The organism is Nonomuraea sp. NPDC001684 (assembly GCF_053596515.1).
This window is the reverse complement of sequence record NZ_JBSFGJ010000303.1, coordinates 1-11386: the sequence shown is the minus strand read 5'-3', so window position 1 is coordinate 11386 and position 11386 is coordinate 1. Positions and strand designations below refer to the sequence as shown.

The following is an 11386-nucleotide window of genomic DNA, read 5'->3' as shown; positions in this document are numbered from 1 at the left end:
CTGACGTTCCCCGGCCCGTCTCCCGGCCCGGCGGATCGGGCGTGCGACGGGCCGGGGACGGGCCGGGGACGAGCGGGTCAGCGGCGGGACAGCCGCAGCGGGAAGGTGCCGGGGCCGACGCCGCCGAGCGTGGCGGTGTAGGCCGCGAGGTACCGGTCCAGGTACGGCGAGCGGTCACCCTGGGTGGGCACGTCGTGCCGCGTGGCCAGCAGGTCCAGGCTCAGCCGCGCCCCGGAGACCTTGATCGTGTTGCCCGAGGGCACGTCCAGCCAGCCGTTGGACTCGATGGTGCCGATCTGCACGCCCAGCCGGTGGCCCGGCTCGAAGGTCCAGTCGGCCGACTTCAGGTCGAACGCGACCGGGCCGCGGCGCTCCAGCAGCGCCACGTTCTCGTCGAACATCGTCGCCCTGCCGTCGGGGGCGACGTCCCACAGGCGGACCATGACGTTGCCGTTCGTGCTCGCGTCGAGCCTGATCCGCGGCGTGCCGGTGAGCCTGAGCCGCTCGGCGGCGGGCGTGGACCAGGTCCAGAAGCTGCCCGAGGCGGCCGCGCTCTGCCTGGCCGAGCTCTTCTCGGCGGTGGAGAGCGGTTCGAGCGGCGGCGCGTGCTCCATGTCCCAGCGGCCGGAGGGGGCGGTGGTCGCCGTCGCCGCGGCGCCGCCGCCGTCGTCCAGGTACGCGCCGGCCGACAGCCGGGCCTCGTACGACGTCGTGACCACCGGCCAGGTCGGCTGGGCGCGCCACCCGCCGAGACTGTCCTCGATCGCGTACGCCGGGTCGACCGCCGAGGGTCGCACGCCGCGCAGGTACTGGTCGTAGAACCGCATCACCTCGTCGAACCAGCCGGCCCGTCCCTGCAGCAGCCGGCCCTGGGCGTCGGTGTCGTTGCCGCGCACATGCTCCCACTGGCCGAGCCAGCCGCGTTCGCGCCCGCGGTGGTTGTCCAGGTAGACCTCCATGTCCTCGGGCTTGGTGTTGGGCTCGATGAAGCCCTGGGTGACCAGCAGCGGCGTGCTGGTGCCGGCCGCCCGGTCGGCCAGATTGCGCGCCCGCCAGTACGCCGAGCGCAGGTCGGGATCGTTGTTGTTGGTGATGTTGTCGGACAGGCAGGCGGGGTGGGCGGTCTCGTACTGGGCGTTCGCCTTGTACCGGTCGCTGTCGCCGGCCATCGGCGCCATCGTCGCGATCGAGTTGTACGCCTCCGGCGTGCCCGTGACGTTGGGCCGCGGGACCTTGTTGCTGAACAGGTAGTTGTACATGTTCCAGACCGGCTCCTGGGCGACGACCGCCTTCAGGCTCGGCAGCCTGAGGTTGTTGCCGACCAGGCCGGTGACCGCGTCGTACGACTTGCCGTACATGCCGACCTTGCCGGTCGACCAGGGCTGGGCCGCCGACCACTCGACGGCGGCCCGCACGTCGGCCTGCTCGCCCGGCCCGACCCAGTCGAGGCAACCGGTGCTGCCGCCGAAGCCGCGCAGGTCGACCATCACGAAGGTGTAGCCGCGGGCCATCAGCCCGGCGCCGTCCACGAAGTCGCGGAACCGCGCCGACGGCCCGACCTGGTCCCATCCCTCCGGGCCGGTCTGCCCGGCGTGGGCGAAGTAGGGGCCGACCGAGACGATCACCGGCGTCCGCGCGCCGGCCGGCAGGTGCGCCGGGCGCAGCACGTCGGCGTGCAGCTCGACGCCGCTGCCGTCGGCGGAGGGGAAGTACGCCTCCGACCACGCGGCGCCCGCGGGGACGCGGGGGTTCTCCTCGTGCGTCACCCCCGAGGCCGTGGTCCCGGCCGTGGTCCGGGCCGAGGCGGGCGGGCCGCCCGCGGCGAGGGTGGTGATCGTGACCAGGACGCCGGCCGCCACAGTGGCCGTCGCCTTCCCGCGGATGTTCATCGACTCTCCCCGTGCATAGGTGTGCCGGCGGCGTCCGAACGAGCGTGCATCACTCATATGCCAGCGGGCACGCCCAGGCAAGCCCCGCCACACCCGTCCGGGACGTCAGCGGGGGAGGCGGCGGGTCAGGCGCATGCGGATGTCGTGCTCGGCCCACAGCACGAAACGTTCGACGGGCGTCACGGGATGGTCCTCGACCGGCTCGAAGGCGAACCTGCTGAGCAGCACGGCGAGCACCAGCTCGGCCTCGACCATGGCCAGGCTCGCGCCCTCGCAGCCGCGCGGCCCGAGGCCGAAGGGGAGGTAGGCGTAGCGGTGGCGGGCGGCCTGCTCCTCGGGGGTGAAGCGGTCGGGCCGGAAGGCGTGCGGGTCCGGCCAGTGGCGGGGGTCGAGGTGCACGGCCCAGAAGGGGTAGAAGATCGTGGTGCCGGCCGGGACGTGGTGGCCGTCCAGGGTGAGGTCCTCGGTGGTCTCGCGGGCGCCGTACGGGCCGGGCGGGTAGAGCCGCATCGACTCCTTGAGCGCCATCTCCAGGTACGGCAGGCGCCGCAGGTCGGCGTACTCGGGGGCGGCGCGGTCGCCCAGCACGTCGTCCAGCTCGGCGGCCACCCGCGCGGCCGGGCCTGGGTTGCGCGCGAGCAGGTGCAGGGTCCAGGAGACGGCCACGCCGGTGGTGTGGTGGGCGGCGAGCATGATCATGAGTACGGTGTCCCTGATCCGGGCGGGCGACATGTCCGCGCGCGCCAGGGCGGCGACCAGCTCGCTGCCGCCGCGGGCCAGCACCCCGTCCACGACCTCGCGCAGGTACGCCAGCGCCCGGTCACCGCGCGCGCGGTCGTCGTCGCGCTCGTAGCGGCGGCCCAGGTGGACGGTCAGCACGGTCTCGAACGCGCTCACCACCCGCGCCGGGTCGGCGAGGCCGCCGCCCAGGGCGTACTGGGCGATCATGCGCAGGGACAGCTCGCTCAGGTCCTGCTGGAGCGCCACCGGGCCGTCGGCGGCGCGGCGCTCCCAGCGGTCGGCCAGCTCGGTGGCCAGGGTGACGAAGCCGGCGAAGTGTGCCTCGTGCGAGCGGCGGCCGGCGAGCACCGAGAGCAGGACCCGGCGGAAGGGGCCGTGCTCGTCGGCGGGGAGCGTCTGCAGGTTCCCGGCCTCGCACAGGGGCGCCAGGAACGCGAAGAGCTCGTCGGGGCGTGCGTCGATCGCGGCCGTGGCCTCCAGCAGCACGGGGTCGGCCACCGAGATCGCGGCCGGCGCGCCGGGGAGCTGGAAGCGCACCAGCGGGCCGTACCGCTCGTGCAGCCGCAGCTGGTAGGTGTGCAGGCCGCCGGCGGCCGCGACGGCGCTCAGCCCGCCGTCCGCCGCGGGAGGAGGGCCGGGGATGTCACGCATCCGGCCACCGTCTCGCGGACGCGCCCGCCCGGCAAGTGTCCCGGACCGGCCGCGGTCACCTTTCTCCGATCCGCCGCGTCAGCAGAATGAGCACGCCACTTTGAGAGGAAATGTCGCCATGACTCCCCATGACCTACTGGCTGACCGGTTCGAGGGGCATCGTCCCCGTCTGAAGGCGGTCGCCTACCGCATGCTCGGCTCGCTGACCGAGGCCGAGGACGCGGTCCAGGAGGCGTGGCTGCGGCTGGCGCGCTCGGACTCGGGCGACATCGACAACCTGGGCGCCTGGCTGACCACCGTGGTGAGCCGGGTCTGCCTGGACGTCCTGCGCGCCCGCAAGGCCCTGCGGGAGGAGCCGCTGGAGGCGCGGCTGCCGGACCCGGTGGTCGGACGAGCGGAGACCGCCGACCCGGCCGCGGGCCCCGAGCAGGAGGCGCTGCTGGCCGACTCGGTGGGCCTGGCGCTGCTGGTCGTGCTGGAGTCGTTGGCACCGGCCGAGCGGCTGGCGTTCGTGCTGCACGACATGTTCGGCCTGCCGTTCGAGCAGATCGCGCCCATCGTGGAGCGCACGCCGGTGGCGGCCAAGAAGCTGGCCAGCCGGGCGCGTCAGCGGGTGCGCGGCGCGGCCCCGACCCCCGATCCCGACCTCGCCGGTCAGCGGCGGGTGGTGGAGGCGTTCCTGGCCGCGGCCCGCGAGGGCGACTTCGGCGCGCTGCTGGCCGTCCTCGATCCGGACGTGGTGCTGCGCGCCGACCGCGGCCTGCTCACCGGCGGCATGAAGGTCGTCCGCGGCGCCGCGGACGTGGCCGGTCAGGCGGTCGCCTTCCGCCGCTCGCCCATCGGCGCGGTGGCCCGTCCGGCGCTCGTCAACGGTCTGGCGGGCCTGGTCAACACCGTCGAGGGCAGGCTGTACTCGGTCATGAGCTTCACCGTCAGCGACGGCCGGATCGCCGCGATCGACATCCTGGCCGACCCCGACCGGCTGGCCGTCCTCGACCTCATGCCCCTGGAGCGCCGATCGCCGGACGGTGATTGACGAAGGTCGCCGCGGTGCTGCACGATCGGTCGCGCGGGGTCGTCCACCGGCCGCCACCGACGAAGGGTTCGCTGATGACGCTCGCCTCCCGGCTCGGCCACGCCCCCGACGACCGGCTGCTCATCGTCAACGCCGACGACTACGGCATGAGCCGGTCGGCCAACCTCGGCATCACCTCCCTCCTGCGGGCCGGGGCGATCAGCTCGGCCACGGTGATGACGCCCTGCCCGTGGGCGCCGCAGGCCGCCGCCGAGGCCGCCGGTTTCGACGTCGGGGTGCACCTGACGCTGACCAGCGAGTGGGAGGGGTACCGCTGGGGCCCGGTCACCCGCGACCGGCCCGTCCCCACGCTGGTGGACGAGACCGGCTGCTTCTTCCGCGACTGCGCCTCCTTCGAACGGTCCGCCGACCCCGAAGAGGTCCGCGTCGAGATCGTCAACCAGATCCGCAAGGCCGTCGCGCTCGGCCTGGACCCCTCGCACGCCGACAACCACATGGGCAGCCTGTACGGCCTGGCCACCGGCCGCCACTTCCTGGACGTCGTCCTGCCGGTGTGCGCCGAGTTCGGCCTGCCCTTCCGCCTGCCCCGCTCGCTGGAGGGGACCGGCGCGCCGGAGGAGCTGGAGCCCGTGGCGCGGGCCCTGGCCGCGATGGCCGACGAGGCCGGGGTGGTCATCCTCGACCGCCTGTGGTCGCTGCCCTTCCAGCAGTCCGACGGCGAGGACTACGACTCGCTCAAGAAGGACATGATCGGGCTGCTGCGCTCGCTGCGGCCGGGCGTGACGGAGATCTACATCCATCCCTTCGAGGACACCGACGAGCTGCGCGCCATCATGCCGGGCGCCGCCAAGCGCGGCTGGGAGCTGGCCCTGTTCACCGACCCCGACGTCCGGGAGGTCCTGGACGCCGAGGACGTCAAGCTGATCGGCTGGCTGGACCTGCGGGCCGCGCAGCGCGGCGAACGCCCGTGACCTCGGGCCGCTGTCCGGGCCCGGTGGGCACCAGGTAGCGGCGTTTGCGCTCGGTGAGGTCGAGGAGCCGGCCGCCGTTGGCCTGGATGACCCGCCGGGAGGCGATGTTCGTCCGGTCGCACATGACCAGGGCGGGGTCGACGCCCAGCCGCCGGGCGATCGGCAGCGCCGCGGCCAGCATCGCCGTCGCGTGGCCCAGACGGCGGGCGCCCGGGCGCACGTCGTAGCCGATGTGGCCGCCGAGCCGCTCCAGCTCCGGGGTGAGCCGGTGGCGGACGGCCAGCCTGCCGAGGAACCGGTCGCCGTCGGCCCACCACAGCGTGGTCATCGGCACGAACCCCGCGCGCACGCCCGCCTGGGTGCGCTCGCCCAGCAGCCGCCGGACGTAGGCCGCGAAGGCCGCCGGATCGGTCAGCGCCGCGGGATCGACGTCCTGGACGAACCACGGGAGCGGGAAGTCACGGTCGGCCCGGAACTCGGCCACCGCCTCCAGGAACGACGCCCGCAACCCGGGCGTGGGATCGACGAGGACCGGCATGCCGACCATGATGCCCGACGGCCGGTCAGGACGGGCGGGGTGTCCTCGCGGTGGCGCGGTCGAAGAGTTCGGCGAGCTCGTCGGCGCAGTGGTCGGGGTCGAGGCCGCCGGCGACCCGGTCGGCCACCGCGTCGATGCCGGCGCGCAGGGACGTGGCCATCAGGACGCTGTCGAACGTCCGGAACGCGCCGCTGCGCTGGCCGTCGTCGAACAGGGCGACCAGCCTGGCGATGGCGGCGTCCCGCTCGCCGCCCCCCACGGGCGCGCGGTTGAACGCGATCTGCTGGACCGCGCGCACGTGGGCCGGATGGGCGGCGATGAAGGCGATGTTCGCCCTGATGAACGCCTCCAGCTGGGCGCGGGCTCCGGACGCGGCCTCGATCGCCGGCCGCATGAAGGCGGCCGCGTCGGAGACGACCTGCCGGACGACGGCCTCGAAGAGCTGCTCCTTGGTGGAGAAGTGGTAGGAGATCAGCCTCTTGCTGCTGAGCCCGGCATGGTGGCAGATGGCCTCGAACGTGGTCTCCGGGTAACCCCGCTCGGCGAGCACGGCGATCGCGGCCGAGGCGATCTGGGCCTTGCGGGCCTCGGTGGCCGCCTGACGGGTTCCGGAGCTCTCCATGTCAGCCCAGCTTGCCACGCTTCGGGAACGCCGCACGCACGGCACGGCGGTTGACGACGACCGCGACGGCGGCGACCAGGACGCCGACCACGGCCTGCTCGGCCTTCATCCACAGCGGGTAGCCGCTGTCCGGCGCGAGGAGGATGAGCACCACGCCGATGGGCGCGGCGACGGAGACGAACCGGATGCGCACGTAGGCGGCCCGCCTGCCGCGGGCGGCCTGCCCGGCGAGGGAGACGAGCCAGGCGGAGGCGGCGGCGACGGCGGCGGCGCGCAGCCACACCACCCAGTTGCCGCCGACGACGGCGGCCACGCCGAGCGTGGCGATCGACAGGAGCAGCACGGCGGCGAAGAGGATCCGGACGAGCCGCCAGACCTGATTGTTATCCATGAGGATAAATTTACACGCCCGGATAAAAAACTGCGCGGGGATCCGCCGGGGAAAACTCGTTGCCGCCGGCCGGGCGGGGCGGCCACGATCGATCATGACGTGACCCGCGAGGTGCTCGCCTACTACGCACAGGATCTGGAGCACGACCGGCTGCGCGAGGGGCGCGGCCGGCTGGAGTTCTGGCGCACCCGGGACGTGCTGCGCCGCACGCTGCCGCCGCCCCCCGCCCGGGTCCTCGACGTGGGCGGCGGCACCGGCGTGCACGCCGAATGGCTGCTGGCCGACGGCTACGAGGTGGACCTGCTGGACCCCGTGCCGCTGCACGTGGAGCGGGCGGCGAGGGTGCCGGGGCTGCGCGCCCGGGTCGGCGACGCGCGGCGGCTGCCCGTGCCCGACGGCGGCGCGGACGCCGTCCTGCTGCTGGGCCCGCTCTACCACCTGGCCGACCGGTACGCGGCCGTGCTCGACACCGTCAACCTCGGCACCTACCTGGAGGAACGGCAACGGGAGGCGGCCCATGCCGCCGCGGCGGACGGCGTCACGCTCTCCCCCAGGCGCGGATTCACCGCCTACTTCCACCACCCGGACGAGGTGGCCGCCGAGTTCGCCGAGGCCGGGCTGACCGTCGCCCACCGGCCCGGCTGAGTTTCCTTACACGCCCTTGATCTCCAAAGGTTCATAGTACTAGGAGCCTAGATAAATGGAGGAAGGGTTGATCGACTTCTATCTGGACGCCCGGTCCGGCGTGTCGCCGTACCTGCAGCTGGTCCAGCAGGTGCGGCACGCGCTGCGCCTGGGCCTGCTGCGCGAGGGCGACCGGCTGCCCACGGTCAAGGAGGTCGTCGCCGCGCTGGCGATCAATCCCAACACCGTGCTGAAGGCCTACCGCGAGCTGGAGCACGAGGGGCTGGCGGCGGCCCGGCCGGGGGTCGGCACGTTCGTCACCAGGACGCTGGCCGACGCCTCCCTGGCCGCGCACGGGCCGCTCCGCCAGGACCTGCGCCGCTGGCTGGCCAAGGCCCGCCTGGCCGGGCTCGACGACGAGAGCATCGAGGCGCTGTTCATGAGCACCTTCCGGGCCGCGGCGCGGCGGGACACGGCATGAGCGGCGTCCTGACCGCCCAGGGGCTCGGCAGGAGGTACGGCAGGCGCTGGGCCCTGCGCGACTGCGCGCTCGACGTGCCGGCCGGTCACGTCGTCGGGCTGGTCGGCCCCAACGGGGTCGGCAAGACCACGCTGCTGAAGCTGGCCGGCGGTCAGCTGAGGCCGTCCGAGGGCAGCATCACGGTGCTCGGCGGGAACCCGCCGGACGCGCCGGGACAGCAGGCCAGGATCGGGTTCGTCGCCCAGGACGCCCCCGTCTACGCCGGGCTGAGCGTGGCCGAGCACCTGCGCCTGGGCGCGCGGCTCAACCCCGGCTGGGACGCCGCGCTCGCCGATGACCGCGTCCGGCGGCTGGGGCTCGACCCCGGGCAGCGGGCGGGCAGGTTGTCGGGCGGCCAGCGCGCCCAGCTCGCGCTCACCATGGGCCTGGCCAAGCGGCCCGAGCTGCTGCTCCTGGACGAGCCGGTCGCCGCGCTCGACCCGCTGGCCCGCCGCGAGTTCCTCCAGGGCCTGATGGAGGCCGTCGCCGAGCAGGAGCTGAGCGTGGTGCTCTCCTCCCACCTGGTCGCCGATCTCGAACGCACCTGCGACTACGTGGTCGTGCTGGCCGACTCGCGGGTGCGGGTCGCCGGCGAGGTCGAGGAGCTGCTGGCCACCCACCACCGGCTCTCCGGGCCGCGCCGCGACCCCGGCCGGCTCCCCGGCGAGCAGCAGGTGATCTCCGCGCGCCACACCGACCGGCAGAGCACCCTGATCGTCCGCACGGACGCGCCGATCCACGACCCCGCCTGGACGGTCACCCCGCTCAGCTTGGAGGACCTGGTGCTGGCCTACATGGAACGGCCGGCCGCCGTCCCCCCGCTCGCCCTGGAGGTCCAGCGATGATCTGGCTGACCTGGCGCCAGTTCCGCGCCGCCGCCGCGATGACTGCCGGGACGCTCGCCGTGCTCGCCGCCGTCCTGGCCGTGACCGGGCCGGAGCTGGCCGGCGACTACTCCGCCGGCGTCGCCGACTGCGCCGCCGACGGCGACTGCGCGCGCTTCTTCGACCGGTTCTTCGACGAGCACCAGGGCCCCTTCCTGGCCGCCACGGCCGTCGTGCTGGTCCTGCCGGCCCTGGTCGGGCTCTTCTGGGGGGCGCCGCTGATCACCCGCGAGCTGGAGAGCGGCACCCACCTGCTGGTGTGGAACCAGAGCATCACCCGCGGCCGGTGGCTGGCCGTCAAGCTCGGGCTCCTCGGGCTGGCCGCGGTGGCCGCCGCCGGGCTGTGCAGCCTCGTGGTGACCTGGTGGTCCGGCCCGCTGGACAGGTCCGCCGCGCCGGGGTTCGGGCTGATGGACCCGCTGGTGTTCGGGGCGCGCGGGATCGTCCCGATGGGGTACGCGGCCTTCGCGTTCGTCCTGGGCGTGACCGTCGGTCTGCTGGTCCGCCGTACGCTGCCGGCGATGGCGATCACGCTGGCCGTCTTCGCCGCGCTGCAGATCGCCGTGCCGCTGCTGGTCAGGCCCCACCTGCTGCCGCCGGTCAGCGCGTCGTTCGAGCTCGGCCACGACAACGTCGACGACTTCCTGGTGCCCGGCGGCGACGTCGGCGGCGCCGGTGCGCACGTGACGCTGGCCCCGGCGATCCCCGGCCGTCCGGGGGCATGGGTGCTGTCCGGCCGGCTCGTGGACGGCTCCGGGCGCGTGCTCGGCGACCAGGGCGACGGGGTCCTCATCCCGGTGTCCCTGACCTCGGGGCCCTGCGGGCCGTCCGCGATGCGGGAACAGGGCGAGGGCGCCATGAGCACGTGCCTGGCCGAGGTCAACCGGCTGGGGTACCGGCAGCGGGCGGTGTACCAGCCCTTCGAGCGCTTCTGGCCGTTCCAGTGGATCGAGACCGGGCTCTATGCCCTGCTCGCCCTCGGCCTGACGGCGTTCTGCTTCGACCGGCTCAGAAGGAGGCTGTCATGAGGGGCGGGACGCTGGCGGCGGGGCTCGTCCTGGTCCTGGCGACGGCCTGCGCCGGGCAGACGCCGCCGCGCGCCCGGCCCGGCGGCGCGGCGGCGGCCGCCCCGGCCGTGTGCGCGCCGCCGAAGGGCGGCGCTCCCCCCGTCGCGGAACGGCCGACCACGATCGACGTGGTGGGGCAGGCGTACCGGTGCGTCCTCGCCCGCTACTACGGCGCCGCCACCCTGGACCACCGGACGCTGCTCACCGCCGGGTTCGCCGCCTTCGTCACGGAACTCAACCGGGCCGGCCGCGACCTGCCCGAGGCCACGATGCCGGCGCTGACCGGCGACAGGACGGCCGACTGGGCCGCGTTCGAGGCGGCCTACCGGCGGGTCGCCGACCGGCTGCCGCGCGACGACGCCCTGCGCGCCCGGCTGGCCGCCGCCACGCTGGAGGCGATCGTGGCCGCGCTCGGCGACGACCACGCCCGCTGGGAGCACGGCAGGCCACGCCCGCCCGAAGCCTACGACGGCGACCAGTACGGCCTGGGCCTCACGGCCAGCGCCCGCCCGGCCGACGCCCCCGGGACGGCGCTGCCGCCGCTGTTCGTGACCGCCGTGCCCGGCGGACCGGCGCGGGCCGCCGGAGTGCGCCCCGGCGACGTCGTCGAGTCGGTCGACGGCTCGGCGCCCTTCGTCGGCACGCAGGTCACCCCGGCCGTCGTCGCCGCGCTCCACCCGCGCTACCCGCAGGCCGCCCCGGTCCGGCTGCGGCTGCTGCGTCCCGACACCGGCCGCCGCCGCACCGTGACGCTGAAGCCCCGCCTGTTCCAGCCCGATCCGGACACCCTGCCGGTCGTGGCGGCCGGCCTGCTCGCCGGGGACGTCGCCCGCGTGCGGATGAGCGGCTTCGCGCCCGACTCCGCCGACCGGGTGCTGCGGGCGATCGCCAGGCTGCGGACCGGCAGGACGCTCGCCGGGATCGTGCTGGACCTGCGCGGCAACGGCGGCGGCAGCCCCGAGGAGGTGAACCGCCTGCTGGGCGGCTTCGCGCACGGCGCGGTGACCGCCTACCAGTGCGCCGCGGACGGCTCGTGCGAGACCATGCGGACCGACGACACCGTCCCGCTGGTCGGGCTGCCGCTGGTGGTGCTGACCGACCGGGGGTGCGCCTCGGCGTGCGAGCACTTCAGCGCCGCCGTCAAGGACCTGCGGCTCGGCCGGCTGGTCGGGACGCGGACGGCCGGGGCGGTGTCGGGGCCGGCGCAGCCGTACGCGCTGGGCGACAACACCGTTCTCGCGTTCCCGTCCAGGCATCACCTGGCGCCGGGACGCGAGGTGATCGACCGGGTCGGCGTGCCGCCCGACGTGCACGTGCCGCTGACCCCGCGCGACGCCGCCGCCGGGCGCGACCCGGCCCTGGCCGCGGCGCTGAACCTGCTGCACCCCTGACGATTCCCGTGCCGACGAGGACGGACCATCTCATGAGCCATGCCGTCGTACCGAAGCCGAT

12 protein-coding genes are annotated in these 11386 nt (G+C 74.6%); 7 read left to right on the top strand and 5 right to left on the bottom strand.

The features are described 5' to 3' along the window. Positions 1-77 precede the first annotated feature (77 nt). Both ACWCSD_RS36565 and ACWCSD_RS36560 read right to left on the bottom strand, forming a co-directional pair. Positions 78-1889, bottom strand: a complete 1812-nt coding sequence (locus ACWCSD_RS36565; protein ID WP_449921857.1) for a CocE/NonD family hydrolase — start codon at positions 1887-1889, stop codon at positions 78-80. A 105-nt stretch (positions 1890-1994) separates the two neighbouring features. Next, positions 1995-3281, bottom strand: a complete 1287-nt coding sequence (locus tag ACWCSD_RS36560) for a cytochrome P450 (protein WP_449921855.1) — start codon at positions 3279-3281, stop codon at positions 1995-1997. Between the two features lie 118 nt (positions 3282-3399). Here ACWCSD_RS36560 and ACWCSD_RS36555 point away from each other — a divergent pair, with 118 nt between their 5' ends. Both ACWCSD_RS36555 and ACWCSD_RS36550 read left to right on the top strand, forming a co-directional pair. Then, positions 3400-4317 carry a sigma-70 family RNA polymerase sigma factor gene (locus ACWCSD_RS36555; RefSeq protein ID WP_449921853.1) on the top strand — a complete coding sequence of 306 codons (918 nt, stop codon included), beginning with the start codon at positions 3400-3402 and terminating at the stop codon, positions 4315-4317. Between the two features lie 74 nt (positions 4318-4391). After that, positions 4392-5288 (top strand): polysaccharide deacetylase family protein, encoded by an 897-nt coding sequence (locus tag ACWCSD_RS36550; RefSeq protein ID WP_397157650.1) that lies wholly within the window; start codon positions 4392-4394, stop codon positions 5286-5288. Here the strand turns inward: ACWCSD_RS36550 and ACWCSD_RS36545 are convergent. The 3 genes from ACWCSD_RS36545 to ACWCSD_RS36535 are packed head-to-tail and all read right to left on the bottom strand — an operon-like array spanning position 5233 to position 6839. Then, entirely contained in the window at positions 5233-5826 is a 594-nt protein-coding gene (locus tag ACWCSD_RS36545) for a GNAT family N-acetyltransferase (RefSeq protein ID WP_449921851.1), read from the bottom strand. The two genes, ACWCSD_RS36550 and ACWCSD_RS36545, sit on opposite strands and share 56 nt — an antisense overlap. 25 nt (positions 5827-5851) lie before the next feature. Beyond that, positions 5852-6448 carry a TetR/AcrR family transcriptional regulator gene (locus tag ACWCSD_RS36540; protein WP_358297399.1) on the bottom strand — a complete coding sequence of 199 codons (597 nt, stop codon included), beginning with the start codon at positions 6446-6448 and terminating at the stop codon, positions 5852-5854. A 1-nt stretch (position 6449) separates the two neighbouring features. Further along, on the bottom strand, positions 6450-6839 hold the full coding sequence (locus ACWCSD_RS36535; protein ID WP_352330754.1) for a hypothetical protein: 390 nt from the start codon (positions 6837-6839) through the stop codon (positions 6450-6452). 99 nt (positions 6840-6938) lie between these two features. Between ACWCSD_RS36535 and ACWCSD_RS36530 the strand changes: the two genes are divergently transcribed. The 5 genes from ACWCSD_RS36530 to ACWCSD_RS36510 are packed head-to-tail and all read left to right on the top strand — an operon-like array spanning position 6939 to position 11325. Next, a complete protein-coding gene (locus ACWCSD_RS36530; protein ID WP_449921848.1) occupies positions 6939-7484 on the top strand; it encodes a class I SAM-dependent methyltransferase in 546 nt (181 codons plus the stop codon). A 55-nt stretch (positions 7485-7539) separates the two neighbouring features. Next, entirely contained in the window at positions 7540-7944 is a 405-nt protein-coding gene (locus ACWCSD_RS36525) for a GntR family transcriptional regulator (RefSeq protein ID WP_352324416.1), read from the top strand. Then, positions 7941-8828: an ABC transporter ATP-binding protein gene (locus tag ACWCSD_RS36520; protein WP_449921846.1), complete on the top strand. Its 888-nt coding sequence runs from the start codon at positions 7941-7943 to the stop codon at positions 8826-8828. The genes ACWCSD_RS36525 and ACWCSD_RS36520 overlap by 4 nt, the downstream gene beginning before the upstream one ends. Further along, positions 8825-9895 (top strand): ABC transporter permease, encoded by a 1071-nt coding sequence (locus ACWCSD_RS36515; protein WP_397157660.1) that lies wholly within the window; start codon positions 8825-8827, stop codon positions 9893-9895. Before ACWCSD_RS36520 ends, ACWCSD_RS36515 begins: the two co-directional genes overlap by 4 nt. Then, on the top strand, positions 9892-11325 hold the full coding sequence (locus ACWCSD_RS36510) for a S41 family peptidase (RefSeq protein ID WP_449921843.1): 1434 nt from the start codon (positions 9892-9894) through the stop codon (positions 11323-11325). Before ACWCSD_RS36515 ends, ACWCSD_RS36510 begins: the two co-directional genes overlap by 4 nt. The last annotated feature ends 61 nt before the right edge of the window (positions 11326-11386 follow it).

Coding starts and splice junctions, on each gene's coding strand:
- ACWCSD_RS36565 (WP_449921857.1), bottom strand. CDS start 1,889: ATGAACATCCGCGGGAAGGCGACGGCCACTGTGGCGGCCGGCGTCCTG.
- ACWCSD_RS36560 (WP_449921855.1), bottom strand. CDS start 3,281: ATGCGTGACATCCCCGGCCCTCCTCCCGCGGCGGACGGCGGGCTGAGC.
- ACWCSD_RS36555 (WP_449921853.1), top strand. CDS start 3,400: ATGACTCCCCATGACCTACTGGCTGACCGGTTCGAGGGGCATCGTCCC.
- ACWCSD_RS36550 (WP_397157650.1), top strand. CDS start 4,392: ATGACGCTCGCCTCCCGGCTCGGCCACGCCCCCGACGACCGGCTGCTC.
- ACWCSD_RS36545 (WP_449921851.1), bottom strand. CDS start 5,826: ATGCCGGTCCTCGTCGATCCCACGCCCGGGTTGCGGGCGTCGTTCCTG.
- ACWCSD_RS36540 (WP_358297399.1), bottom strand. CDS start 6,448: ATGGAGAGCTCCGGAACCCGTCAGGCGGCCACCGAGGCCCGCAAGGCC.
- ACWCSD_RS36535 (WP_352330754.1), bottom strand. CDS start 6,839: ATGGATAACAATCAGGTCTGGCGGCTCGTCCGGATCCTCTTCGCCGCC.
- ACWCSD_RS36525 (WP_352324416.1), top strand. CDS start 7,540: ATGGAGGAAGGGTTGATCGACTTCTATCTGGACGCCCGGTCCGGCGTG.
- ACWCSD_RS36520 (WP_449921846.1), top strand. CDS start 7,941: ATGAGCGGCGTCCTGACCGCCCAGGGGCTCGGCAGGAGGTACGGCAGG.
- ACWCSD_RS36515 (WP_397157660.1), top strand. CDS start 8,825: ATGATCTGGCTGACCTGGCGCCAGTTCCGCGCCGCCGCCGCGATGACT.
- ACWCSD_RS36510 (WP_449921843.1), top strand. CDS start 9,892: ATGAGGGGCGGGACGCTGGCGGCGGGGCTCGTCCTGGTCCTGGCGACG.